19 protein-coding genes are annotated in these 24,991 nt (G+C 75.2%); 15 read left to right on the top strand and 4 right to left on the bottom strand.

Features of this window, described 5'->3' with window-relative positions:
• Positions 1–49 precede the first annotated feature (49 nt).
• The 5 genes from O7599_RS08685 to O7599_RS08665 are packed head-to-tail and all read left to right on the top strand — an operon-like array spanning position 50 to position 4,727.
• Positions 50–979, top strand: a complete 930-nt coding sequence (locus O7599_RS08685) for an ABC transporter permease (RefSeq protein WP_281621545.1) — start codon at positions 50–52, stop codon at positions 977–979.
• A 10-nt stretch (positions 980–989) separates the two neighbouring features.
• The gene (locus tag O7599_RS08680; RefSeq protein WP_281621544.1) at positions 990–1,991 is read left to right on the top strand and encodes an ABC transporter permease; all 1,002 of its coding nucleotides are present in this window, start codon (positions 990–992) and stop codon (positions 1,989–1,991) included.
• Entirely contained in the window at positions 1,988–2,998 is a 1,011-nt protein-coding gene (locus O7599_RS08675) for an ABC transporter ATP-binding protein (protein ID WP_281621543.1), read from the top strand. The genes O7599_RS08680 and O7599_RS08675 overlap by 4 nt, the downstream gene beginning before the upstream one ends.
• Positions 2,998–4,014 (top strand): oligopeptide/dipeptide ABC transporter ATP-binding protein, encoded by a 1,017-nt coding sequence (locus O7599_RS08670; protein ID WP_281621542.1) that lies wholly within the window; start codon positions 2,998–3,000, stop codon positions 4,012–4,014. Before O7599_RS08675 ends, O7599_RS08670 begins: the two co-directional genes overlap by 1 nt.
• Positions 4,011–4,727 carry a sulfite exporter TauE/SafE family protein gene (locus tag O7599_RS08665; protein WP_281621541.1) on the top strand — a complete coding sequence of 239 codons (717 nt, stop codon included), beginning with the start codon at positions 4,011–4,013 and terminating at the stop codon, positions 4,725–4,727. Before O7599_RS08670 ends, O7599_RS08665 begins: the two co-directional genes overlap by 4 nt.
• A 20-nt stretch (positions 4,728–4,747) precedes the next feature.
• Here the strand turns inward: O7599_RS08665 and O7599_RS08660 are convergent, their stop codons facing one another.
• Together O7599_RS08660 and O7599_RS08655 are read right to left on the bottom strand one after the other, a co-directional pair.
• On the bottom strand, positions 4,748–5,761 hold the full coding sequence (locus tag O7599_RS08660) for a 2-hydroxyacid dehydrogenase (RefSeq protein WP_281621540.1): 1,014 nt from the start codon (positions 5,759–5,761) through the stop codon (positions 4,748–4,750).
• 5 nt (positions 5,762–5,766) lie between these two features.
• Positions 5,767–7,074, bottom strand: a complete 1,308-nt coding sequence (locus O7599_RS08655) for a glucarate dehydratase family protein (protein WP_281621539.1) — start codon at positions 7,072–7,074, stop codon at positions 5,767–5,769.
• Between the two features lie 159 nt (positions 7,075–7,233).
• Between O7599_RS08655 and O7599_RS08650 the strand changes: the two genes are divergently transcribed.
• The 9 genes from O7599_RS08650 to O7599_RS08610 all read left to right on the top strand — a co-directional run bounded on the left by O7599_RS08650 (position 7,234) and on the right by O7599_RS08610 (position 21,265).
• Complete coding sequence (locus O7599_RS08650) at positions 7,234–8,043, top strand: IclR family transcriptional regulator (protein ID WP_281621538.1); 810 nt, start codon at positions 7,234–7,236, stop codon at positions 8,041–8,043.
• A gap of 187 nt (positions 8,044–8,230) precedes the next feature.
• Positions 8,231–11,620, top strand: a complete 3,390-nt coding sequence (locus O7599_RS08645) for an FtsX-like permease family protein (protein ID WP_281621537.1) — start codon at positions 8,231–8,233, stop codon at positions 11,618–11,620.
• On the top strand, positions 11,617–14,616 hold the full coding sequence (locus O7599_RS08640) for a hypothetical protein (protein WP_281621536.1): 3,000 nt from the start codon (positions 11,617–11,619) through the stop codon (positions 14,614–14,616). The genes O7599_RS08645 and O7599_RS08640 overlap by 4 nt, the downstream gene beginning before the upstream one ends.
• A gap of 55 nt (positions 14,617–14,671) precedes the next feature.
• On the top strand, positions 14,672–15,655 hold the full coding sequence (locus O7599_RS08635; protein WP_281621535.1) for an ABC transporter ATP-binding protein: 984 nt from the start codon (positions 14,672–14,674) through the stop codon (positions 15,653–15,655).
• A complete protein-coding gene (locus O7599_RS08630) occupies positions 15,652–16,455 on the top strand; it encodes an ABC transporter ATP-binding protein (protein WP_281621534.1) in 804 nt (267 codons plus the stop codon). Before O7599_RS08635 ends, O7599_RS08630 begins: the two co-directional genes overlap by 4 nt.
• Positions 16,456–16,651: 196 nt before the next feature.
• The gene (locus tag O7599_RS08625) at positions 16,652–19,213 is read left to right on the top strand and encodes a sensor histidine kinase KdpD (RefSeq protein WP_281621533.1); all 2,562 of its coding nucleotides are present in this window, start codon (positions 16,652–16,654) and stop codon (positions 19,211–19,213) included.
• Positions 19,214–19,317: 104 nt separating this feature from the next.
• Positions 19,318–20,001 (top strand): response regulator, encoded by a 684-nt coding sequence (locus tag O7599_RS08620; RefSeq protein WP_281621532.1) that lies wholly within the window; start codon positions 19,318–19,320, stop codon positions 19,999–20,001.
• Between the two features lie 32 nt (positions 20,002–20,033).
• Positions 20,034–20,438 (top strand): OB-fold nucleic acid binding domain-containing protein, encoded by a 405-nt coding sequence (locus O7599_RS08615; protein ID WP_281621531.1) that lies wholly within the window; start codon positions 20,034–20,036, stop codon positions 20,436–20,438.
• Positions 20,435–21,265 (top strand): DUF3159 domain-containing protein, encoded by an 831-nt coding sequence (locus tag O7599_RS08610; protein ID WP_281621530.1) that lies wholly within the window; start codon positions 20,435–20,437, stop codon positions 21,263–21,265. Before O7599_RS08615 ends, O7599_RS08610 begins: the two co-directional genes overlap by 4 nt.
• 15 nt (positions 21,266–21,280) lie before the next feature.
• Here O7599_RS08610 and O7599_RS08605 read toward each other — a convergent pair whose 3' ends face one another.
• Together O7599_RS08605 and O7599_RS08600 are read right to left on the bottom strand one after the other, a co-directional pair.
• Positions 21,281–21,949 (bottom strand): TrkA family potassium uptake protein, encoded by a 669-nt coding sequence (locus O7599_RS08605; protein ID WP_281621529.1) that lies wholly within the window; start codon positions 21,947–21,949, stop codon positions 21,281–21,283.
• Between the two features lie 79 nt (positions 21,950–22,028).
• On the bottom strand, positions 22,029–22,700 hold the full coding sequence (locus O7599_RS08600) for a TrkA family potassium uptake protein (RefSeq protein WP_281621528.1): 672 nt from the start codon (positions 22,698–22,700) through the stop codon (positions 22,029–22,031).
• Positions 22,701–22,894: 194 nt separating this feature from the next.
• On the opposite strand from O7599_RS08600, the gene O7599_RS08595 reads away from it, so the two are divergent.
• Positions 22,895–24,253 carry a TRAM domain-containing protein gene (locus tag O7599_RS08595; RefSeq protein WP_281621527.1) on the top strand — a complete coding sequence of 453 codons (1,359 nt, stop codon included), beginning with the start codon at positions 22,895–22,897 and terminating at the stop codon, positions 24,251–24,253.
• Positions 24,254–24,991: the final 738 nt, after the last annotated feature.

The following is a 24,991-nucleotide window of genomic DNA, read 5'->3' as shown; positions in this document are numbered from 1 at the left end:
GCCACCTCGTGCCGGCCCTCCGGGAACCACCTCCGACCTAGGGACCGCGATGTTCCTCTTCCTCCGCCGCCGCGCTCTGACCAGCCTGCTGCCGCTGGCCGTGGTGCTCCTCGGCGTCTTCGTCCTCGCCCGGCTCACCGGCGATCCCACGTCGCTGTACCTGCCGGAGTCCGCCACGCCCGCCCAGCGCGACGCCTACGCGGAGCGCAACGGCTTCAACGACTCGATCTGGGCCCAACTGGCCGACTACCTCAGCGGCGTGGTGCGGCTCGACTTCGGCGAGTCGCTGCGCACCGGCGAGCAGGCGTCGACGATGGCGCTGCGCGCCTTCCCCGCGACCCTGCAGCTCGCCTTCGCCACGATGCTGCTCGCCGTCGCCGCCGCCGTGCTCATCGGGAGCTGGGCGGCGTTCCGGCCGAACTCGGTGGCCGACCGCATCGCCTCGTTCCTGTCCATGACCGCCGCCAGCATCCCCGACTTCTGGTTCGCCATCACCGGCGTGTGGATCTTCGCCGTCGGGTTCGGCGTGCTGCCCACGTCGGGCGTCAGCGACGGCATGCTCTCCTGGGTCCTCCCGGTCGCCACCCTGATGATCCGGCCGGTGGGAGTCCTGACCCAGGTGGTGCGGGGAGCGATGGTCTCCGCGCTCTCCGCGCCGTACGTACGGCTGGCGCGCAGCAAGGGCGCGGGCGGGGTGCGGGTGGTGACCCATCACGCCCTGCGCAACGCCGCAGCGCCCGCGCTCACCGTCGCCGGCGACCTCGCGGTCTCCATGGTCAACGGTGCCGTGGTGGTGGAGACGATCTTCGGCTGGCCGGGCATCGGGAAGCTGATGATCGACTCGATTCTGGGCCGGGACTTCGCGGTGCTCCAGGCCGCGGTGCTGCTCACCGCGGTGACCATCTTCGTGCTCAACATCCTGATCGACATCTGCTACGCGCTGCTCGACGCCCGCGTCCGTGAGCCCGCGAAGGTATGAGGAGGACGCCGTGAGTACCTTGTCCGACAGCGCCGCGGGCGCCACCCCGGCCCCGCCGGGAGCGGAGCCCGCCCCCGCCGCCCGCGGCAGCCGGGTCAGCCTGTGGCGCCTGCTGCTCCGCGACCGGGTGGCGACGGCGGCGGCCGCGGTGCTGGTCCTGATCACGCTGACCGCGGCGTTCGGGCCGCTCCTGGTCGAGTCCGCGGCGAACGACCAGGACCTCGAGAACGTCAACCAGGCGCCGTTCAGCCTGGACAGCGGCTGGCTCGACGTCCTGGGCACCGACCCGCTGGGCCGCAGCGTGCTGGCCCGACTCATCGTGGCCGCGCAGACCACGTTCAGCGTGGCCGTACCCGCCGTGCTGCTGTCGATGGCCATCGGCTCGCTGATCGGCATGTGGGCCGGATACCACCGCGGCTGGCGGGAGACCGTCGCGATGCGGGTGGCGGACGTCATCCTCAGCTTCCCCTCGCTGCTGATGGCCGTCGTCGTGCTGTACGTCTTCGCCCCCAGTGTGGCGAACCTCGTGCTGGTGCTGGCCGTCACCCGCATCCCGATCTATCTGCGTACGGCCCGGGCGGAGTCCGCCGAGCTGCAGAGCCGCCTGTTCGTCGACGCGGCCCGGACGTTCGGCACCCGCAGCGGCGCGATCATCAGGCGGCACGTCTTCCCGATCGTGCTGCCGACCCTGCTCACCGTGGCGACGCTGGACTTCTGCTACGTGATGCTGGCCGAGTCGTCGCTGAGCTTCCTGGGCATCGGCATCCAGCCGCCCGACGTGAGCTGGGGCCTGATGGTCGCCCAGGGCCGTACCTATCTGCAGACCGCGTGGTGGCTTTCGTTCTTCCCGGGCCTGGCCATCGTGGTCACCACCGTGTCGGCGACCGTGCTCGCCGCCTGGGTGCGGCTGGCCACCGACCCGGGCCAGCGGTGGCGGCTGACGCTGCCGCGCCGGACACGCCGCAAGACCCCCGCCCCCGCAGCCCCCGCCGCCGAGGAGGCACAGCCGTGACCGGCACCGCGCAGGACGCCCCCGGCGGGGCCGCCCGCCCCGCCGCCCTCGAAGTCGACGGGCTCAGCGTCGACATCAGCACGCCGCACGGCACCGTACGCGCCGTCGACGCGGTCACGTTCTCCGCCCGGCGCGGTGAGACCCTCGCGCTGCTCGGCGAGTCCGGTTGCGGGAAGTCGATGACGGCGCAGGCCATCGCCGGCCTGCTGGACCCGGTCGCGGAGGTGGCGGGCGGGCAGGTGCGGCTGGCCGGAAAGGACCTGGTCACGGCCGACGCGAAGACCCGCAGGGCGATGGCGGGGCCCGAGCTGGCGATCGTCTTCCAGGACGCGCTCACCGCGCTGAACCCCGTCTACACCGTCGGGACGCAGCTCGCCGAGCCGTTCCGCATCCACCGCGGGATGTCGCGGAAGGAGGCGCGGAAGGCGGCCGTCGAGCTGATGGCCCGGGTCGGCATCCCGGAACCGGAGTCCCGCGTCGACTCCTACCCCCACCAGTTCTCCGGCGGCATGCGGCAGCGGCTGCTCATCGCCATCGCGGTCGCGCTGTCGCCGACCGTGCTCCTGGCCGACGAGCCGACCACGGCACTCGACGTCACCGTGCAGGCGCAGATCATGGAGCTGCTGCGGGAGCTGCGCACCGAGCGGGACATGACCGTGGTGCTGATCACGCACGATCTGGCCGTGGTCGCCGAGCAGGCCGACCAGGTCGTGATCATGTACGCGGGCAACGTGGTCGAGTCCGGTCCCGTACGGGAGGTCTTCGCCGCGCCGCGGCACCCGTACACCAGGGGGCTGCTGGACTCGGTGCCGGCGCACGCCGCCCGCGGCGAGGAGCTGCGGTCCATCGCCGGCACTCCGCCGGACCTGCACTCGATCCCCGCGGGCTGCGTCTACCAGGAGCGTTGCCCGCTCGTTCAGGACGTCTGCAGAACAGCACGCCCGCAGCTCGGCGAGGTCGCCCCCGGGCGCCTGGCCGCCTGCCATTTCTCTGCCGAGGTGAAGTGATGACCGCTGGTGCCGGCGCGCCCCTGCTCCAGGTGCGCGAGCTGAACAAGGTGTTCGGGGTCCGCAGCGGCGGCGCGGCGAAGAAGCTGCGTGCACTGGACGGGATCACCTTCGATCTGCGGCGCGGTGAGACCCTCGGTCTCGTCGGGGAGTCGGGGTGCGGCAAGTCCACCCTGGCCAGGACGCTGCTGATGCTGGAGCGGCCCGACGGCGGCAGCGTCCGCTTCGACGGCGTGGACCCGTTCACGCTCAAGGGCCGCGAGCTGCTGCAGTGGCGGCGCCGGGTGCAGATGGTCTTCCAGGACCCGTTCGGCTCGCTCAACGCCCGGATGACGGCGGGCGACCTGATCAGCGAGCCCTGGCGCAGCCACAGGGACCTGTATCCCGGCCGGGGGGAGCGCGCCGCCCGGGTGCGCGAGCTGCTGGACCTGGTGGGTCTGCGGGCGAGCGACGAACACCGCTACCCCCAGGAGTTCTCCGGCGGCCAGCGGCAGCGCATCGGGATCGCCCGCGCGCTCGCGCTCGGGCCCGACGTGATCGTGTGCGACGAGCCCGTCTCCGCACTCGATCTGTCCGTGCAGGCGCAGGTGCTGAACCTGCTGGGCGACCTCCAGCGGCAGCTCGGCGTCAGCTACGTCTTCATCTCCCACGACCTGTCGGTGGTGCAGCACGTCGCCGACCGGGTGCTGGTGATGTACCTGGGCCGGATCGTGGAGCAGGGGGAGACCGCGTCGGTGTTCGGCCGCGCCCTGCATCCCTACAGCGCCGCGCTCACCTCCGCCGCCCCCTCGCTCGACCACGGTGACCGGCGCGAACAGATCATCCTCCGCGGCGAGATACCCTCCCCGCTCGACCCGCCCTCGGGCTGCCGCTTCCGTACCCGGTGCTGGCGGGCGACCGAGGCGTGCGCGGCCGACGCACCCCGTACGGCCGAGGACCCGGACGACCCGGCGCACACCGCGGAGTGCTTCCACCCGCTGCAGGAAGGGGCAGGCCGCGTGCCGACGGGCCGATGACGCCGACCGCCTTCGCCGTCGTGGCGGCCGCGGTCCTGCTGGCGTCCTGCCTCCAGGGGTCCATCGGCTTCGGCATGGGCATGCTCGCCGCGCCGGTGGTGGCCCTGGTCGACGCAAGCCTGCTGCCCGGGATGCCGATCATTCTCGCCACCATGCTCACGCTGGTGGTGACGGTGACCGAGCGCGAGCACGTCGATCTGCGCGGCACCGGCTGGGCGTTGGCGGGCCGGATGCCGGGGACGGCGGTGGGCGCGCTGCTCGTCGCCGTCCTGCCCGAGCGCGGGCTGGCGCTGCTGCTGGCCGGAGTCGTGCTGTGCGGCATCGCGTTGAACAGCTTCGGCTGGGCCCCGGCGCCGAACCGGCCCAACCTCGTCCTGGCCGGCGGCGCGTCCGGCCTGATGGGCACCGCGACGGCGATCGGCGGGCCGCCGATGGCGCTGGTGTGGCAGGGCAAGGAGGGTGCCGGGCTGCGCGGCACGATGAGCGGGTTCTTCCTCGTCGGCTCCGCGATGTCGGTGGCCGCGCTCGCACTGACCGGGAGCATCGGGCTGCACACACTGGTGACGGCCGCCGCGCTGGTGCCCGCGATGCTGCTGGGCTTCGCGCTGTCGCGGTACGCCAACCGGTTCCTCGACGCCCGGCGGCTGCGCTGGACCGCGGTCGGTGCCTCCGCCCTGGGCGCGGTGCTGCTGATCGTCCAGCAGCTCGGCTGAGACGGCTCGTACGGGCGGTCTCAGCGGCGCACCACGTTGCGCAGCGGCCGTCCGCCGGCGAGGGCGTCGATGTTGTCGCCGATCTCCCGTGCCCGGCTGCCGAAGGTCTCCTCCGTGTGGCCGGACTGGTGCGGGGTGAGCACCACGTTGTCGAACCCGGTGAAGTCGAGGTGCGAGGGGGGCGGGGCACCGGGGTCGCGGGGGTTGCGCCACCACACGTCGATGGCGGCGCCCGCGATGGTCCCGTCCGCCAGCGCGTCGTGGAGCGCCTGCTCGTCCACCACGGGACCCCGCGCGACGTTCACGAGAATGCCGGCCGGTTTCATCGCGGCCAGCGCCCGCGCGTCCACGAGGCCGCGGGTCTCCGCGCTGAGCGGCACGGTCACCACGACCACGTCGCTGCTGCCGAGCAACTCGTGCAGCCGGTCCGGACCGCCGGCCCACTCGACGTCCACGCCCGGCGGGAGGGGAGCGGAGGGGTTGCGCCGGACCGTGCGCACCCGCATGCCCAGTGCGCGGGCCGTACGGGCCACCTCGGTGCCGATCTCGCCGAACCCGAGGATGCCCATCGTCCGCCCGCTCAGGACCCCGCCGAAGGGGTAGCCGCCGTCGACCACGGCGTTGCGCCAGACACCGGCGCGCATGTCCCGTTCGGAGCGCAGCACCCGGCGCCGCAGCATCATCGACACCATCGCGACGTGCTCGGCGATGGAACGGCCGTGGTGGTAGGTGTTGGCGAGCGTGACGCGCGGCCCGAGGGCGTCGAGGGGGATCTTGTCGTAGCCGGCGCCCGTGACGTGGAGCAGCCGCAGCCGCGGCATGGCCGCGAGGAGGTCGCGGGGCGCGGCCGAGCAGACCAGCACGTCCGCCGTGGCCGCCGCGGAGCGCAGCTCATGGCTGCCGGCGCCGTCGAAGGCGAACGTCCACCGGTGCGGGCTCGCTCCGCCGCGGGTGAGCGCGTCCGAGAACTGGGCCATCACCGGCTCGGTGACCAGGACTTCCAGCCGCTCGGTCACCCCGGTCACCTCGGTCATCCCGGTCACCAGCGCGGTCCCGCCGGATCGAAGCCGGGCCGGAAGCGGCGCATGTAGCCGGTGTCGTCGCGGGTGCGCAGGCCGCAGTCGAGGTACTGCCGGTGCAGCCGGGCGAGTGCGTCACGGTCGAGTTCGACGCCGAGGCCGGGGCCGGTGGGGACCTCGACGGCGCCGTCCCGGAACCGCAGCGTGCCCGGCACGACCACATCCTCGGCGGGGTCCTTCCACGGCCAGTGGGTGTCGCAGGCGTAGTCGAGGTTCGGGGTCGCCGCCGCCAGGTGGGTCATCGCCGCGAGGCTGATTCCCAGGTGCGAGTTGGAGTGCATCGACAGCCCCATGCCGAACGTCTCGCAGACGCCGGCGAGCAGTTGGGAGCGGCGCAGGCCGCCCCAGAAGTGGTGGTCGGAGAGCACGACCTGGACGGCGTCCCGGCGTACCGCCGGCGCGAGGTGGTCGAAGGCGACCACGCACATGTTGGTGGCCAGCGGCATGAGGACCTCACGCGCCACCCGGGCCATGCCGTCGATGCCCGCGACGGGGTCCTCCAGGTACTCCAGGATCCCCTCCAGCGCCCGGCCGGCCCTGACCGACGTGGGCACCGTCCAGGCGGCGTTCGGGTCCAGCCGCAGCGGGTGCTCCGGGAAGGCGGCGCGTAGCTCCTTGATCGCCTCGATCTCCTCCTCCGGGGGGAACACGCCGCCCTTCAGCTTGATCGCGGTGAAGCCGTACTCGTCCACGATCCGGCGGGCCTGGCGCACCAGGCCCCCGGGGTCGAGCGCGGCGCCCCAGCCGTCCTCGTCCTGGCCCGGGTGCCCGGCCCACTTGTAGAAGAGGTACGCGCTGTAGGCCACCCGGTCGCGGACGGCGCCGCCGAGCAGGTCGCTCACCGGCCGGCCGGTGATCCTGCCCTGGATGTCGAGCGCGGCCACCTCGAAGGGCGAGAGCACCCGGTCCGCGGTGGCCGACGTCGTCACCATGCCGCCCATGCCGTGGCCGCCCTCGCCGGTGTCGGACACCAGCGAGGTGTGCACGGTCCGGTGGAGGCCGTGCAGGTCGAAGACGTCGAGACCGACGAGCTGTGCGCCCGCGCGCTCCAGCCGCCGCAGATGGGCGAGGTCGCCGTAGGACTCGCCGAGGCCGTGCACACCGCTGTCGGTGACGACTTCGACGACTGCCCGCAGCGCGAACGGCTCGTGCACTCCGACGGTGTTGAGGAGAGGCGGGTCGCGGAAGGCCACGGGAGTGATCTGCACCGCGTTGATCCGGTGGCCTTGTGAAGAGGCGGCAGAGGCGGCAGGGGTGGCGGTGGGCATGACGCGATACTGTCATACGTCCATGGATGCAGACAAGAAATCTGTATGAGAATCGCGGGATCGGCAGCGCGTACATGGATGGTGGTTACATGTTTGTCCCCCGGCCAGGATCAGGCCACGATCTCGTATGATGAGCTGGGACTTTCGAAGGGACGAGCGGTGGAAGATGAATCCGCCCCGGGGGCGGGCGAGCAGGAGGCGTCCGGCCGCGGACTGGTCAAGTCGGCCGAGCGGACGGTGCGGATCATGGGGACGCTCGCGGAGTCCTCCCGCGGGCTCACCCTGGCGGAGCTGCAGGAGCTCACCGGCTATCCGCGCTCCAGCCTCTACGCCCTCCTGCGCACGCTGACGGCGCTGAAGTGGATCGAGACCACGGACGGCGAACAGGCCTACGGCATCGGGCCGCGTGCGCTGCTCGCCGGCACGGCTTATCTGGACCGTGATCCCGCCCTGCCGTTCGCGACCCAGCAGATCGAGCGCCTGCGCGACGACACCGGCTACACCGCGCACTACGCCCGCCTCGACCCGCCGAACGTCATCTACCTGGCCACCCGCGAGGCCACCGACTCCAAGCGGCTGACCTCCCGCGTCGGCCGGCAGCTACCCGCGTACGCGACCGCGCTGGGCAAGGCGCTGCTGGCCGAGCGGACCCCGGCGGAGGTCGACCAGATCCTCCCGGAGGAGAGGCTCACGTCCCTGACGGAGAACACCGTGGGCAGCCGCTCCGCGCTGCACGGGGAGCTGCAGGAGAGCCAGGCGCGCGGCTGGGCGCTGGAACGTGAGCAGAACACGCCGGGGTTGTGCTGCGTCGCGGTCCCGGTGACCTACCGCATCCCGGCCACGGACGCCATCAGTTGCTCGGTGCCGGTGGACCACGCCACCGACGGTGAACTCGGCCGGATCGCCGAGGCGATCCGGCGCCACGCGGACGAGCTGGCGCAGACCCTGCGCCGCAAGGGCATCCGGTAACGCGCGAAACCGCCGCCCGCCCGATCGGTGGCTGATGCGGTCCTCGCGCACGTCGCCGTAGCCGTCGGCATGCGCACCGGTCACCGCATCGGGAGCGGCGCGTAACGAAGCGGTGAAGGCAGGTTACGGGGCTGCCCGGCCCGTCGCGGCTCGCTTATCCTCCCGGCATCCGGGACAGGGGGGACCGTTGACCGCGACCGTCGCGCGGCCGGGGCGCCGGCTTCCGCCGCTGCTGCGGCAGAGCGCGCACCACGGCCTCGTGCTGGCCGCCGCCGCGCTCGCCCTCTTGCTGGCCGTCACCGTCCTCGCCGCCCTCGTCGCCGTCGCCGAGCAGGCCGCGGAGACCGGGGCCCGGGAGCGGCTCGCGGCGGATCCGGACGCGGCGGTGCGGATCAGCGGGGCGTACGACCCGGACGGCGTGGCGCGCGCGGACAGCCCTGTGCGGGGCGCGCTGGCGCGTACGTACGGTGAGGTGGCGCACCGGACGACGCGGCTGGTGCGGGCGCCCGCGGCGCGGGAGCAGCAGTTGCCGGTGGCCGCGAGCGGCGTCGGCGGGCGGGGCGCGGTGGGTCTGTCACTGCTGTGGGCGCAGGACGCCGACCGGCAGGCGCGGCTGACGGAGGGGGAGTGGCCCCGGGCCGGGGACACCGCGGCCGGAGGGCCGGTGGAGGTCGCCCTCGACGAGGGGTACGCGGCGCGGCTGGGCCTGACGACGGGCGACGGCTTCGCCCTGGGCGGCGACGAGGACGCCGCCGCGGAGGGCGGCGGGGCCGCGGACGAGGCCGCCGCGCAGCCGCTCGCCGTGCGGGTCTCCGGGCTCTACGTCCCGCGCGACCCCGACGCACCCCTCTGGCAGGACCTCACCGGCACCTTCGGCACCCCCGACAGCGTCGGGCTCGTCGCCCGCCGCACGTTCGCCGAGCAGCCCGCACTCCGCCGCGACGCCACCGCCGGGTGGCTCGCCGTGCCCGACGCGCGGCGGCTGCGGCTCGGGCAGGTCGACCCGTTGCGCGAGCGCGCCGTCGCGCTGGCCGCCGGCGACGCCGAGCGGGTCGTCTTCGGCCGCGCCGCCGCCCGGCAAGGGGTGCTCGCCGACGTCGAGGCCGACACCGACCTGCCGTACGCGCTGCGCCAGTTGGACGTGCCCGTCGCCGTCGCGCGGGCCGGCACGTACCTGCCGGTGGCGCTGCTCGCCTCGCTCGCCCTGGCGGCACTCGTGCTGACCGCGCGGCAGCTCGCCCGGCACCGCGCCGCCGAGCAGGCGCTGCTGGGCAGCCGTGGCGCCGGGCCGCTGCGGCTCGTCGGCGGGGCGACGGCGCAGTGGGCGGCGGTGGCGCTGCCCGCGGCGCTGGCGGGGCCGTATCTGGCCGGCCCGCTGCTGCGCGGGCTGGCGGCGGCCGGGCTGCTCGACGGCCCGGTGCCGCGGACCGCCGCGACCGGCGCGGGGTGGACGGTCGCCGCGCTGGCGCTGGCCGTGCACGCCGCCGCGGCGCTGACGCCCGTCGCCCGCGCCGCCCGGGACCGGCGCGCGGTGGCCCGGCTGCGGCGGCGGGTGCCGCGGCTGGCGGCGTACCAGCGGGCGGGTAGGGACCTCGCGCTGGCCGGCGTCGCCGCGGTGGGCTGGCTGCAACTCGTCACGTACCGCACCCCGGTCGCCGACTCCGGCACCGTCGACCCCGTCGTCGTGCTCGCGCCCGTCGCCCTCACCGCCGCGACCGTGCTGCTCGCGCTCCGCCTGCTGCCGCTGGCCGCCCGCGCCGCCGACCGGCTCGGGCGCCGCTCCGCCGGCCTCGTCCTGCCGCTGGGCGGCTGGCACCTGGGCCGCCGGGCGGCCGGGCACGCCGGTCCCGCGCTGCTCGTCGCCCTCGCGCTGGCCATCGCCGCGCTCGGCGCCACCGCCCTGGCGGTGCTCGACCGCGGCGACCGCGACCAGGCGGCGTTCGCGGTCGGCGCCGACCTCGGCGTCGAGGCCGGGCAGGAGGGCGCGGGGTTCGTGCCGCGCGCGGAGCGGCACGCGCGCTACCGCGAGCTGCCCGGCATCGCCGCGGCCACGCCGGTGGTCGACTGGGACGTCACCGTCGGCACCTCGTTCGCGGGGATGACGGCGCTGGACTCCGCCGAGGTGCTGCCCACGCTCCGTACGGGCGGCACCGCGGGCCCCGTGCCCGCCGTACGGGACGGGGCCGGCCTGCCCCACGACGCGCTCGCCGCGCTCGGCGGCACCCGCCCGGTGCCGGCCCACGGGCTGTCGCTGTCCGGCCGCCCCGACGCCCTCGGCATGCGCGTACGGCTCGACGCGGACGGCCCCGGCACCGCGGAGCCGTTCACGCTCACCGCCACCCTGGAGGACGCCGACGGCCTCGCGCACACCGTCTCCGGCACGCTGCCGCCCGCCGACGGCCGGGCGCACCGCATGAGCATCCCGCTCGGCGCGTACCAGCACCCGCTGCGGCTCACCGGACTCCAGTTGCGTACGGATCAGGAGAAGCGGCAGCGCACGTACCGGCTGACGATCGACGACTTCGCGGGCGTGCCGAACGGGCACCGCGCCGGCTGGCAGGACCTCATCGGCGGCGAACGGCCCGACCGCGGTCTCGCCGGCTGCCCCGGCCGCACGCCGGCGCCGACGCGCGGCATGCCCCCGCGCCGGGCCACCGGGTTCGTCCTCTGCGAGGCGCGCACCACTCCCGGCGCGCTCTTCGACGGCGTGCTGCGCGGCCCGGACACCTCGCTGCCCGCCGAGTTGCTGAGCTGGCAGCTCCAGCTCGGCCTCACCGGGCAGGGTAAGCCGCGGCCCGTGCCCGTGCTCGCCACCGACGCGCTGCTCGCCGGGGGCCAGGCGGAGGTGGGCGAGTCCCTGCGGGCCGGGCTGCCCGGCGGCACGGAGCTGCGCGCGCGGGTCGTCGGGAGCATCGACGCGGTCCCCGGCACCGACCCGGGGCGGGGGCGGCTGCTGGTGGACACCCGGGTGCTGGCGGCGTATCTCGTACGGGCCGGGCTCGACCCGCCGGTGGAGTCGCACTGGTGGCTGGCCGCCCGCGGCGGCGACGCCGGCGCGGCGCGCAGGGCCGTCGAGCGGCGGCCGGAGCTGGGCACGGCACGCGACGTGCCCGGGGAGCGGGCGGAGCTGGCGGCGTCGCCGCTGCGCGAGGGCACGGACGGGGCGCTGCGGCTGTGCCTGGTGCTGGCGCCGGCGTTCGCCGTCGTCGGCTTCGCGCTGCACAGCGTGCTGGCGGTACGGGCGCGCGCGCGGGAGTTCGCGCTGCTGCGGGCGCTGGGCGTACGGGCACGGCAGTTGACGGCGCTGCTGTGGACGGAGCAGCTCTGCCTCGCGGCGTTCGCGGCGGCGGTGGGCACGGCGACGGGGGTGGCGCTCGCGGCGGCGGTGGTGCCGGCGGTGACGGTCACCGAGACCGGCGCGGCGGTGCACCCGGAGCTGACGGTGGCGGTGCCGTGGCTGCGGGTGGCGGCGGTGGCCGCGGCGGTGACGGCGCTGATCTGCCTGGCGGTCACGGCGACGGCGCGGGCGCTGGCGCGCATGGACCTGGCGCGGGTGCTGAGGGCGGGGGACGAGTGACGGGACGGGCGCAGGGGCGCGCGCGGTGGTGGCGCCGGGGAGGCCGGGAGCCGGCGGGCGCGGCGCGGACGGAGCGGGCGGGCCGGGCGGCGGGCGCGGGACGCGCGGGCCGTACGGAGCCGGTGCCGGACCCGGACCGCGGCGACCGGCCCTCCGGCGCCCGCCGGCCCCGAACCGTTCGCCTGCCCCTGCGGGCTCGCGCCCCCCGCGCCTGGCGCGAGGGGGGCGCCGACCTGCCCGCCTTCGTCTGCCTCGGCGTGCTCGTCGCCCTCCTCGCCGCCGCCGTCACCGCCGCGCCCCCGCTCCTCGACCGCGCCGCCGGCCGTACGCTCGTCGACCGGATCGACGCCGCGCAGGGCGAACGGCCCCTGCTCACCCGCACCGTGTCCTTCGGGCAGCCGGTCACCAGGCTGATGGACGAGGGGGCGACCAGCGTCGCCGAGGACCTGACCGGGGCCGGGCAGGACGTGACCGGCGCCGTGCCCGCCGCGCTCGCCGGCCTCCTCGACCGGCCGGCGCACCAGGTCCTCGTCCCCGCCGCCTCCCTCGACGCGCCCCGTGGGGACACCGCCCTGTCCCTGCTCCACACCAGCGAGGCCCCCGGCCCCGCCGGCTACGCCGCCGGCCGGCCGCCCCGCGACACCGGCGAGGACGGCCCCGTGGAGATCGCCGTCTCCACCCGCACCCGGGACGCGCTGGGCCTCACCCTCGGCGCGCGGCTGCACCTGACCCCGCACGCGTCCCGGCTGGACACCCCCGTCGTCGTCACCGGCTTCCTGCGCCCCGACCCCGGCGCCCCCCTCTGGCGCAGCCACCCGCTGCTCGCCGTCCCGCTCCCCGCCGGCCGGGGGCCGGCCGAGGCCCGGGCGCTGATCGCCCCCGGAGCACTCGACGCCCTCCTGGACCGCGGGCTGCCGCAGCTCACTGTCGAGTGGCGGCTCCGGCTGGAGGTGAGCCGCGCGGACGAGGAGCGCGCGGAGGCCGCCGCCCGCTTCGGTGGTGCCGACGGCCGCGACAGGCTGATCCGCGCTCTCGCCGCGTACGACACCGCCTCCGCCGACAACTTCTGCGACAACACCAGCTTCGCCTGCGTCTACGGCTCCCACCCCGCCCAGAACCCGACCCGCACCGACCACCTCCAGCCGCTCGTCCGCGACGCCGACGCCGCGTGGGACCGGGCCGCCACGGTCGTCTCCTTCGCCCTCGCCTCCGTCGTCGGCGTCGGTCTGGCCGCGGCCCTCGTCACCGCCCGGCTCGCGGTGCGGCGTCGGCTCGACGAGCACCGGCTGCTGCGCGCCCGCGGCGCGTCGGCGGCGGGCGTCGCGCTGTCCCGCGCCGCGCAGTACGCGCCGGTGGCGGGCGCGGGCCTGGCGGCGGGACACCTCGGGGCGCGGCCGGTGCTGCCCGCGGGCGCGGCGCCGTCGGTGTGGCCGGCGGTCGCGGTCGCCGCCGCGGCGTGGCTGGTGCTGCCCGTGCTGACCTGGGCGGCGGTCCGCGACCGCCCGCCCCGCCGGGGCGGCCGGGGCGGTCACCCGGCGGGGGCGGGCCGGCGGGTGACCGCGGAGGCCGCCGTGCTGCTGCTCGCCGCCGCCGGGGTCGTCGCGCTGCGGGTACGGGGCACGACCGGCGCCGGCGCGTCCGACCCGCTCGTCGCGGCGGTGCCGGTGCTGTGCGGTCTGGCGGTCGTGATCCTGCTGATACGGGCCTACCCGCCGCCGCTGCACCTGCTGGCCCGGCTCGCGGCCCGCCGCCGCGGCCCGCTCGGCCTGCTGGCGCTCTCCCGCGCCGCCCGCGACGCGCCCGGCGCCGTGCTCTCGCTGCTCGTGCTCGTCGCCACCCTGGGCGCCGCGGTCTTCGGCGGTCTCGTCACCGGCACCGTCGAGGAGGGCCGCCGCGACGCGCTCGCCTGGCGGACCGGCGGCGCCGACGCGGTGCTCACCGACGCGAGCACACCCGCCGCCGACGAGGCGCTGCGCCGCGCACCCGGCGTGGCCCGGGCGGTGCGGGTCCGGCTCGTCCGCACCGACCTGACCGGCACCGGCACGGGCCTCGGGCAGCGCGGCGCCGAGGTGCTCGCCGTCGACGGCGCCGCGCTGCGCCGGGCCGACCCCGGTTCGGCCGCCGCGGCGGCGGTCGCGGGGCTGGGGGCGCCGCGGCGGGACGCCGCGGGGCGGCTGGTGCTGCCGGTGCTCGCCGGCGGGGAGCGGGCGCGGGTCCGTACCGGAGAGACGTACGAGACGGAGTGGCCCGGGGTGCGGGTGCGCGTCGCGGGGCGGCTGGACGGGGGCGCGGCGCGGGACGCGGCCTTCGGGCCGCTGTACGGCGACGGCGGCGCGGCGCCCGGCGGGGACCGGCCGCTGCTGCTCGCCGACACCGCCGCTCTGGCCGCCGCGGACCGGGAGCGCGCCGCGGACACCCCCCGCGGCACGGCCGCGGTTCTTTACTACGGCTCGGCGTCCCCCGCCGCCCTGCGTGCCGCCGCGCCGGGCACCGGGCACGGCAGCCCGTACGGGCGGCTGCTGATCGCCGCGGAGGAGCGGGCGGCCGACCGCGACGACGGCGTGCTCGGCGCGATCCGGGGCGCGCACGCCGCGTGCGCGGCGCTGGCCGCCGTGCTGGCGCTGCTCACGCTGCTCGTGGAGCTGCTGCTCTCCGCACCGGAGCGCGCCCGCACCACGGCGTACCTGCGCCTCCTCGGCCTCGACCCCCGCGGGGCCGCCGCCCTCGGCGCCCTGCAGCTCCTCCCGCTCGCCCTCGCCGCCGCGGCCGGCGGCTTGGCGCTGGGCCTCGCCCTGCCCGCGGCGCTGGGCCCGGCCCTGGACCTCCAGCCCCTCACCGGCGGCCCGGCCGCCCCACCCCGCCACGCCGACCACGTCCTCACCGCCGCGCTGACCCTGGGCCTGCTCGCCCTCGTCGCGGCGGCGGCGACGGCCGACGCGGTGGCCACCCGCCGCAGCCGCCGGCTGGCGGCCCTCCGCGTGGGGGAGGACCGGTGAAGGACCCTCGCCCCGCACACCCCCGACCGCCCCGGACCCGGCCCAGGAGGTCCGCGTGACCGAACCCCGCACACCGGCCCCCACCCCGCCCCCGGACCTCGCCGAGCTGGAGCGCGCCGCCCGGGCCGCCCCCGCGGCGGACGGCCGCGAGCCCCTCGTCGACTGCGACAACCTGGTCCGCATCTTCCACACCGAAGGCGTCGAGGTGCAGGCCCTCCAGGGTCTCGACCTCGCCGTCGCCGACGGCGAGATGACCGCCCTCGTCGGCGCCTCCGGCTCCGGCAAGTCCACCCTCCTCGGGATACTCGCCGGCCTCGACGTGCCCACCGCGGGACGCGCCCGCGTCGCCGGGTACGACCTGCTCGCCATGGGCCGCCGCGAGCGGCTCGCGTACCGGCGCCGCACCGTCGGCTTCGTCTGGCAGCAGACCGCCCGCAACCTGCTGCCGTATTTGACCGCCCAGGAGAACGTCGCGCTGCCCATGGCGTACGCCCGCGTCCCCCGCCGTGAGCGCCCCGCCCGGGCCGCCGGTCTCCTCGACGCGCTCGGCGTGGCCGACTGCGCGCACCGCCGTCCCGCCGAACTGTCCGGCGGCGAGCAGCAGCGCGTCGCCGTGGCGGTCGCCGCCGCCAACCGGCCGCGCGTGCTGCTGGCCGACGAGCCGACTGGCGAGCTGGACACCGCGAGCGGCGAGCAGGTCTTCGACGCGCTGCGCCGCGCCAACGAGGAACTCGCCACCACCGTCCTCGTCGTCACCCACGACCCGCTGGTCTCCCGCCAGGTCCGCCGCACGGTGCAGATCCGCGACGGCCGCACCGCCGCCGAGACGCTGCGGGACGGGGAGCTGACGGCCGCGGAGTACGCCGTGCTCGACCGCGTCGGCAGGCTGCAGCTCCCGCGCGCGTACGTCGAGCGGTACGGTCTGCGACGACGGGTCCGGCTGACCGCGGAGCCGGACCACGTCGGGGTGTGGCGGGCCGGCGGGGGACCTGACGGACCCGAGGGGCCTGACGGGCACGACGAGGGGGAGGACGCGTGAGCGAGGACACCGGCAGAGAAGGCACGGCGGTACGGGAGCGGCCGGCGGACGCCGGCCGCGCCATGGTCGTCGCCCGGGACCTGCACCGCACGTACGGCAGCGGCGCCACCGCCGTGCACGCCCTGCGCGGGGTGTCGCTGCGGGTGCCGCGCGGCGAGCTGGTGGCGCTGAAGGGCCGCTCGGGCTCCGGCAAGACGACGCTGCTGAACCTCGTCGCGGGCCTCGACGTCGCCGACTCCGGCCGGATCGAGCTGGACGGCGTGGCGCTGTCCGGGCTCGGCGAGGCGGAGCTGCTGGAGCTGCGGCGGGACCGGATCGGGCTGGTCTTCCAGTCGTTCGGGCTGATCCCGATCCTGTCCGCGGCGGAGAACGTCGGGGTGCCGATGCGGCTGCGCAGGGTGCCGCCGCGTGAGCGCGAGGAGCGGGTGGAGCTGCTGCTCGCGCTCGTCGGCCTCGCGGACCACGCCGCGCAGCGGCCCGGAGAGCTCTCCGGCGGGCAGCAGCAGCGGGTGGCGATCGCCCGGGCGCTGGCGAACCGGCCCGCGCTGATCATCGCGGACGAGCCGACGGGGCAACTGGACGCGGAGACGGGGCACGCGGTGATGGAGCTGCTGCGGGCGGTGGTGCGCAGCGAGGAGGTCACGGCGCTGGTGGCCACGCACGACGCGGCGCTGCTGGACCTGGCGGACCGGGTGCTGGAGCTGCGCGACGGCACGATCACGGACCACGCGGAAGCCGGCACGCACCACGCCGGAACCGGCACCGACCCCGAGGCGCCCCCGGAGCCGGCCGCGACCTGACCCGTCCGCCCCGCCGTCCGGGGCCGCCGACCCGCCCCCGCCGTGCGGGGGCGGGTCCCCGCGGCCCGTACGCCACCCCCGTACGTCAGGGATGCGTCAAGGTCCGGTCCGCGGTCCTCGCCCGGCGCGCCGACCCGCCCCCGCGGTCGTACGCTCGACGGTGCGACACGCACGAAAGCGGACGGACAATCGACTCATGACACGGGGCAAGCTGCGGATCTACCTGGGCGCGGCGCCGGGCGTCGGCAAGACCTACGCGATGCTCTCCGAGGCGCACCGCAGGCTGGAGCGCGGCACCGACGTCGTCGTCGGGTTCGTCGAGCACCACGACCGGCCGCGCACGGAGGTGCTGCTGCACGGCCTGGAGCAGATACCGCGCCGCGAGCTGGACTACCGCGGCACGCGGTTCACCGAGATGGACGTGGCCGCCGTCCTCGCCCGCCGCCCGGCCGTCGCGCTCGTCGACGAGATGGCGCACACCAACGTCCCCGGCTCCCGCAACGAGAAGCGCTGGCAGGACATCAAGGAACTGCTGCACGCCGGCATCGACGTCATATCGACCGTCAACATCCAGCACCTGGAGTCGCTGGGGGACGTCGTGGAGAACATCACCGGCGTACGGCAGCGGGAGACCGTGCCGGACGCCGTGGTCCGCAAGGCCGACCAGATCGAGCTTGTCGACATGTCGCCAGAAGCGCTGCGCCGCCGCATGGCGCACGGCAACATCTACGACCCCGGCAAGATCGACGCCGCGCTGTCGAACTACTTCCGCCCCGGCAACCTCACCGCCCTGCGCGAGCTGGCGCTGCTCTGGGTCGCCGACCGCGTCGACGACTACCTGCGCGAGTACCGCAGCGAGCACGACATCCGCGACACCTGGCAGGCCCGCGAGCGCATCGTCGTCGGCATCACCGGCGGCCCCGAGGGCCGTACCCTCATCCGCCGCGGCGCGCGGCTGGCGACCAAGGGCGCGGGCGGCGAGATCATGGCCGTCTACATCTCCCACAGCGACGGCCTGACCCCCCTGAACACCGCCTCGCCCGAGGAGCTGGCCGTCCAGCGCACCCTGGTCGAGGACCTCGGCGGTACGTTCCACCACGTCATCGGCGACGACGTGCCGGACGCCCTGCTGGAGTTCGCGCGCGGCGTCAACGCCACCCAGATCGTGCTGGGCTCCAGCCGCCGCAAGGCGTGGCAGTACGCCTTCGGCCCCGGCGTCGGCGCCACCGTGGCGCGCGACTCCGGGCCCGACCTCGACGTGCACATCGTCACCCACGGCGAGGTCGCCAAGGGCCGCGGCCTGCCGATGTCCCGCGGCGCCCGCCTCGGCCGCGGCCGTATCGTCGCCGGCTGGCTGCTCGGCCTGGCCGGGCCCGTGCTGCTCACCTGGCTGATGCTGCTGCTCGACCGGGGCCTGGGGCTGGCCAACGAGGTGCTGCTGTTCCTCTTCGCCACCGTGGTGGCGGCCCTCCTCGGCGGCACGCTGCCGGCGCTCGCCTCCGCCGCCGCCGGCTCACTGCTGCTGAACTACTACTTCACCCCGCCCGTGGAGACCTTCACCATCGCCGACGCGCGCAACATCGTCGCCCTCGTCGTCTTCTTCGCCGTCGCCGTCGCCGTGGCGTCCGTCGTGGACCTCGCCGCCCGCCGCACCTCCCAGGCCGCGCGGCTGCGCGCCGAGTCCGAGGTGCTGTCGCTCCTCGCGGGCAGCGTGCTGCGCGGCGAGGCGTCGCTCGAAGCGCTGCTGGACCGGGTGCGCGAGACCTTCGGCATGGAGTCGGTGTCGCTCTTCGAACGGCAGCGCGGCGAGGACCGCTGGACCTGCGTCGGCCGCGTCGGCAGCGACACCGGCGGGCCGGCCAGCCCGGACGACGCCGACGCCGACATGCCTGTGGGCGACGACATGGCGCTGGCGCTCAACGGCCGCAAGCTCCCCGCCACCGACCGCCGGGTGCTCGGCGCGTTCGCCGCCCAGGCCGCCGTCGTACTGGAGCGCCAGCGGCTGGCCGCCGAGGCCGTGGAGGCCCGCAAGCTGGCCGAGGGCAACCGCATCCGCACCGCGCTGCTGGCCGCCGTCAGCCACGACCTGCGTACCCCGCTCGCCGCCATCAAGGCCGCCGTCACCTCGCTGCGCTCCGACGACGTTTCCTGGTCCCCGGAGGACGAGGCGGAGCTGCTCGCGGCCATCGAGGAGGGCGCCGACCGGCTCGACGCCCTCGTCGGCAACCTGCTCGACATGTCCCGGCTGCAGACCGGCACCGTCACCCCCCTGCTGCGCGAGGTCGACCTCGACGAGGTGGTGCCCAAGGCGCTGGCCGGGGTGCCCGAGGGCAGCGTCACGCTGCGGATCCCCGAGACCCTGCCGATGGTCACCGTCGACGCCGGGCTGCTGGAGCGCTCGGTGGCGAACGTCGTCGAGAACGCGGTCAAGTACAGCCCGCCCGGCACTCCCGTCCTGGTGCAGGCCAGCGCCCTCGGCGGCCGGGTCGAGCTGCGCGTGGTCGACCGCGGCCCCGGCGTCCCCGACAGCGGCAAGGACCGGATCTTCGAGCCCTTCCAGCGCTACGGTGACGCCCCCCGCGGCGCCGGCGTGGGCCTCGGCCTGGCGGTCGCCCGCGGCTTCGCCGAGGCGCTGGGCGGCACCCTGGTCGCCGAGGACACCCCCGGCGGTGGGCTGACCATGGTGCTCACGCTGCGGGCGGCCCCGGGCCGCGGCACCGCCGCGCCCGCCGAGCTGCCGGCCCAGGCGACGACGTGACGCCCGCCCGCGCGGACGCCGCCGTCCGGCCCCCGGCGGCGCCGCCCCGCCCCCCGGCCCCGTATCCGTATCCGAACCCTCCGAACGGACGAAAGGCAGCCGCCATGCACCGGGTGCTCGTGGTCGACGACGAGCCGCAGATCGTGCGCGCGCTCGTCATCAACCTCAAGGCGCGCAAGTACGAGGTCGACGCCGCCCAGGACGGCGCCACCGCGCTCAAGCTCGCCGCCGACCGCCACCCCGACGTGATCGTCCTGGACCTCGGCCTGCCCGACATGGACGGCGTCGACGTCATCCGCGGCATCCGCGGCTGGACCCGGGTGCCGATCCTGGTGCTCTCCGCCCGGCACAGCTCCGACGAGAAGGTCGAGGCCCTCGACGCGGGCGCCGACGACTACGTGACCAAGCCCTTCGGCATGGACGAACTGCTCGCCCGGCTGCGCGCTGCCGTCCGCCGCGCCGAACCGTCGGCGCCCGCCGGGGACCAGGCCGTCGTCACCACCGACGCCTTCACCGTCGACCTCGCGGCCAAGAAGGTCAACCGCGACGGCGCCGACGTACGCCTCACGCCCACCGAGTGGCACCTGCTCGAAGTGCTGGTCCGCAACGCCGGCCGGCTGGTCAGCCAGAAGCAGCTCCTCAAGGAGGTCTGGGGCCCCTCGTACGGTACGGAGACCAACTACCTGCGGGTCTATATGGCCCAGCTCCGCCGCAAGCTGGAGGCAGACCCCGCCCACCCGCGCCACTTCGTCACCGAACCCGGCATGGGCTACCGCTTCGAGCAGTGAAACGGACCGCCCCGGGCGGGTACCCTGCGGGCATGGACCCCGCCCGCAGCACCGACCGCTCCGCCGGCCCGTTCCGCCGGCTGCTGGGCCGGCTCACCGGCGCCGAGGAGCCGCCGGCGGAGGACACCCTGCCGCCCGACGAGGACACCGCCGACGTCACGCCCATCCGGCAGTGCCACGACCGCGCCGTGGTCACCGTCACCGGCAGTCTGCGCACCGTCACCCTCCAGCCGCGCGCGGGCGTCCCCGCGCTGCAGGCGGAGCTGTTCGACGGCACCGACTCGCTCGACCTGGTCTGGCTCGGCCGCCGCGCCATCACCGGCATCGAGCCGGGCCGCAGCCTCACCGCCTCCGGCCGCATCGCCATGAGCCGCGGGCGGCGGGTGCTCTTCAACCCCAAGTACGAACTGCGACCCCTCGGACAGGAGCAGCGGTGACGTCATTCCAGAAGCCGGCCGACGACCGCGCCGGCGGCCCCGGCGCGACCGGCGGCCCGCCCGGGACCGCACCCGCGCCGACGCCCGCGCCCGACGACGCGGGCCCCGGCCGGCCCGGCTCCGGCGTACCGGAGGGCGACTCGCACGCCGTCACCCAGGCCGCCATGGCCGAGGCGTTCGGCGGGGTCCGCGGCATGGTCGAGACCACGGTCCCCGGCCTCGTCTTCGTGCTCGTCTACACCATCAGCTCGGAACTCAGGCCCTCCGCGATCGCCGCGCTCGGCGTCTCGCTGGCGCTCGGCCTCTCCCGGCTGGTCACCCGCGGCACCCTCAAGCACGCCTTCAGCGGCGTCTTCGGCGTGGCCATCGGCGTCGTCTTCGCGATGATGACCGGCAACGCCAAGGACTTCTACCTCCCCGGCCTGCTCTACGGCCTCGGCCTGGCGCTGGCGTACCTCCTCAGCACCCTGGCCGGCCTGCCGCTGATCGGGCTGATCCTCGGGCCGCTGTTCCGCGAGAACCTGTCCTGGCGCACCCGCAACCCGGGCCGCAAGAAGGCGTACGCGAAGGCCAGCTACGCCTGGGGCTTCATCTTCCTGGCCAAGTCCGCGATCCTCTTCCCGCTCTACTTCTGGGCCGACCCCAAGGAGTTCGGCTGGGTGATCGTGGCGCTGAAGATCCCGCCGCTGCTGCTCGCGGTCACGCTCACCTACATCTTCCTCAAGCAGGCGCCGCCGCCGATCGACGTGATCGCGGAGATGGAGGCGGAGGAGAAGGCGAAAGAGGAGCGGGAGAAGCAGCGGCAGGCGGCGGCGGACCGCGAGTAGCCCCGGCGGCGCGGGTCAGCCTTCGCGCCGTACGGAAAGCAGCTCCTCCAACTGCTCCTCGCGCGCCTGCGCGGCGACGAAGAGCAGCTCGTCACCGGCCTCCAGGGTGTCGTCGGGCTTCGGGGTGAGGACCGTGCTGCCGCGGATGATCGTCACCAGCGTGGTGTCCGCGGGCCAGTCGACGTCGCCGACGGCGGTGCCGGTGAGCGCCGACTCCTCCGGCAGGGTCAGCTCGACGAGGTTCGCGTCGCCGTGGCTGAAGCGCAGCAGCCGGACCAGATCGCCGACGCTGACGGCCTCCTCCACCAGGGCGGACATCAGCCGCGGCGTGGAGACGGCGACGTCCACGCCCCACGCCTCGTTGTAGAGCCACTCGTTGCGCGGATTGTTGACCCGGGCGACCACGCGCGGCACGCCGTACTCGGTCTTGGCGAGCAGCGAGACGACCAGGTTGACCTTGTCGTCGCCGGTGGCGGCGATGACGACGTGGCAGCGCTGCAGCGCGGCCTCGTCCAGCGAGGCGATCTCGCAGGCGTCGGCGAGCAGCCACTCCGCCCGCGGGACGCGCTCGACGGCGATGGCGGTGGGGGTCTTGTCGATGAGCAGCACCTCGTGCCCGTTGTCCAGCAGCTCACCCGCGATGGAGCGGCCCACCGCACCGGCACCTGCGATCGCCACTCTCACCGTGCAGCTCCGTTCGCTTCTCCGCCGGTCGCTCGGCCGGTCGCTCCGCCGGTCACTTCGCCGTGCGCGTGTGCGCCGCTCACCGTCGGTCCTCCGTGTCCGGGCCCTTCGCGCAGGCCGCCTCGACCTGCTCGACCTCGTCGGTACGCATGATCACATGCACCAGGTCGCCGTCCTGCAGCACCGTCTTGGCGGTGGGCAGCACCGCCTCGCCCTGCCGGGTGAGGAACGCGACCCGTACTCCCGTCTCCTCCTGCAGCTCGGCCACGCGGTGACCGATCCAGGCCGCCGAGGTGTGCACCTCCGCCAGCTCCACCCGCCCGCTCGGATCCCGCCACAGCGGCTCCGCGCCCGAGGGCAGCAGCCGGCGCAGCATCTGGTCGGCGGTCCAGCGGACGGTGGCGACCGTGGGGATCCCGAGCCGCTGGTAGACCTCGGCGCGGCGGGGGTCGTAGATCCGGGCGGCGACGTTCTCGACGCCGAACATCTCGCGGGCGACGCGGGCGGCGATGATGTTCGAGTTGTCGCCGGAGCTGACCGCGGCGAAGGCCCCGGCCTCCTCGATCCCGGCGTCCTTCAGCGTGTCCTGGTCGAAGCCGATGCCGGTGACGCGGCGGCCCCCGAAGCCGGGACCGAGGCGGCGGAAGGCGGTGGGGTCGCGGTCGATCACCGACACCGTGTGCCCCTGCTGCTCCAGCGTGCGCGCCAGGGTGGAGCCCACCCGGCCGCACCCCATGATCACGATGTGCACGCGGCGTCCCTTCGCCCTGTCCGGCTTTTCCGTTCAAGCTACACACCCTCGGGGGCCGGGAGCACCCCGGGTGGCGCCGGTGGACGGGTGGGGCGGGCGGGCCGCCCGTACCGTACGGGCATGGCGGGCCGCCTAGACTGGCGCGCGCCCGGCCCTCGCCCACACCCGCAGAACCATTTCCTGGAGTCCGCCCCGTGCCCGAAGAACAGCAGGCCCCCGCCACGTCCGCGTCGCGAGCGGGGGAGGAGTACGAGGTCGAGGTCGGCCCGGTGGCGCACGGCGGGCACTGCGTGGCCCGTACGGCCGAGGGCCAGGTGCTCTTCGTACGCCACACGCTGCCCGGCGAACGGGTCGTAGCCCGGGTCACCGAGGGCCGCGCCGGCGCACGCTTCCTGCGCGCGGACGCGGTGCGGGTGCTGGAGCCGGCGAAGGACCGCATCGAGGCGCCGTGCCCCTACGCCGGTCCCGGCAAGTGCGGCGGCTGCGACTTCCAGCACGTCGCCCCGGGCGCGCAGCGGCGCCTGAAGGCGGACGTGCTCGCCGAGCAACTCGACTGGCTCGCGGGGCTCACCGCCGAGGACGCGGGGTGGGACGGCACGGTGGAGCCGGTGCCGGGCGACAAGGTGCCGAAGGGCGAGGTGCCGGCGTGGCGCACCCGGGTCCAGTACGCGATCGACCCCGGCGGCCGGGCGGGACTGCGCAGGCACCGCTCGCACGAGGTACAGCCCGTCGACCGCTGCCTGATCGCCGCCCCGGAGGTGGAGGAACTGGGCGTGGAGAGCCGGGAGTGGCCGCAACTGGACACGGTGGAGGCCATCGCCGCCACCGGCTCGGGCGACCGCCAGGTCGTCCTCACCCCCCGCCCCGGCGGCCGGCTCCCCCTGGTCGAACTCGACCGCCCCGTCTCCGTACTCCGCGCCGAGCCCTCCCGCACGCCCTCCGCCCCCGCCGCCGTCCACCGCGTCCACGGCCGCGACTTCGTCCGCGAACGCGCCGCGGGCCGCACCTGGCGCGTCGGCGCGGGCGGCTTCTGGCAGGTGCACCCGAAGGGCGCGGACCTGCTCGTGGAGACGGTGATGACGGGCCTGATGCCGAAGAAGGGCGACATGGCCCTCGACCTCTACTGCGGCGTCGGCCTCTTCGCCGGCGCCCTCGCCGAGCGCGTCGGCCCCAAGGGCGCGGTCCTGGGCATCGAGTCGGGCAAACGCGCCGCCGCCGACGCCCGCCACAACCTCGCCGACCTCGACCGCGTCCGCATCGAACAGGGCAAGGTCGACCGCGTCCTCCCCCGCACGGGCATCACGGAAGCGGACCTCGTCGTCCTGGACCCACCCCGCACCGGCGCCGGCCGCCAGGTGATCACCCAGGTCACCGCCCTCCACCCCCGCCGCATCGCCTACGTCGCCTGCGACCCGGCAGCCCTGGCCCGGGACCTCTCGTACTTCGCCGCCGCGGGCTACGCCCCGAAGTGGACCCGTGCATTCGACCTCTTCCCGATGACCCACCACATGGAGTGCGTGGCGGTGCTGGTCAGGACCGAAAAGGCTGCCTGACCTGCGGTTTTCGTGATGCGCATGATGTGCGTTGTGAGCGGTATGGGCGATATCTTGACGCTGAAATGACGCTCTCCGAGGTATCTTGACGCTCATTTGACGCTCGTTGATCTTGCTTCAAATGCCCTGTCGAGCTGGGCAGACGGGGCCTCTAGAGGTCAGAAACCTGTCGCGCACCGCTGCGAAGTTCGGCGTCGAACGTCCTCGCCTCCTGCTTGATGCTGCCGCTCCACCCGATCGCGGCGGTGGACGCTAGCCCTGAGGCCGGAGGTCTCCCTGGCGCAACGAATGATTCTCCCGTCAGGGCGCTTGCCTTCCCCCCCCCCCCCCCCCCCCCCAGTGCGAGCCGTCGATGGTGCAGCGTCTGGAGGCCCCTTGCACTCCGCTGTTTTCGCAGGTCGAAAGCCTGCCTGATGGTTTGTCGGGGGTACGGTACGGGCGTGTCCCGTGACCAGGGAAGTGCAGGTCTAGCTGGTATGTCTGTTTGGCGCCTTCTCTGTTGGTGCGTCAGGGTCGCCCGCCGGTCGCCTGCCTCGGCCTCGCGAGTCAGTGCGATCCGGTCGGTAAAGACGTAGACGAACCCTTGGGTGAGAGCACGTGGGAGGCGGGGCGCGCCGGTCGAACAGATGTCGCGGAAGAGACCAGCGAATGCGGTGACCTGTCGTGATGAGTGGCTGATGGCAGCTGACCTGCGCGAACGGCCTTTCATTTTCTTTCACGTTCGTGCCGGTTGATGGG

This window comes from Streptomyces sp. WMMC500 (assembly GCF_027497195.1).
Lineage (GTDB): Bacteria > Actinomycetota > Actinomycetes > Streptomycetales > Streptomycetaceae > Streptomyces.
This window is presented reverse-complemented; position numbering and strand designations above follow the sequence as displayed.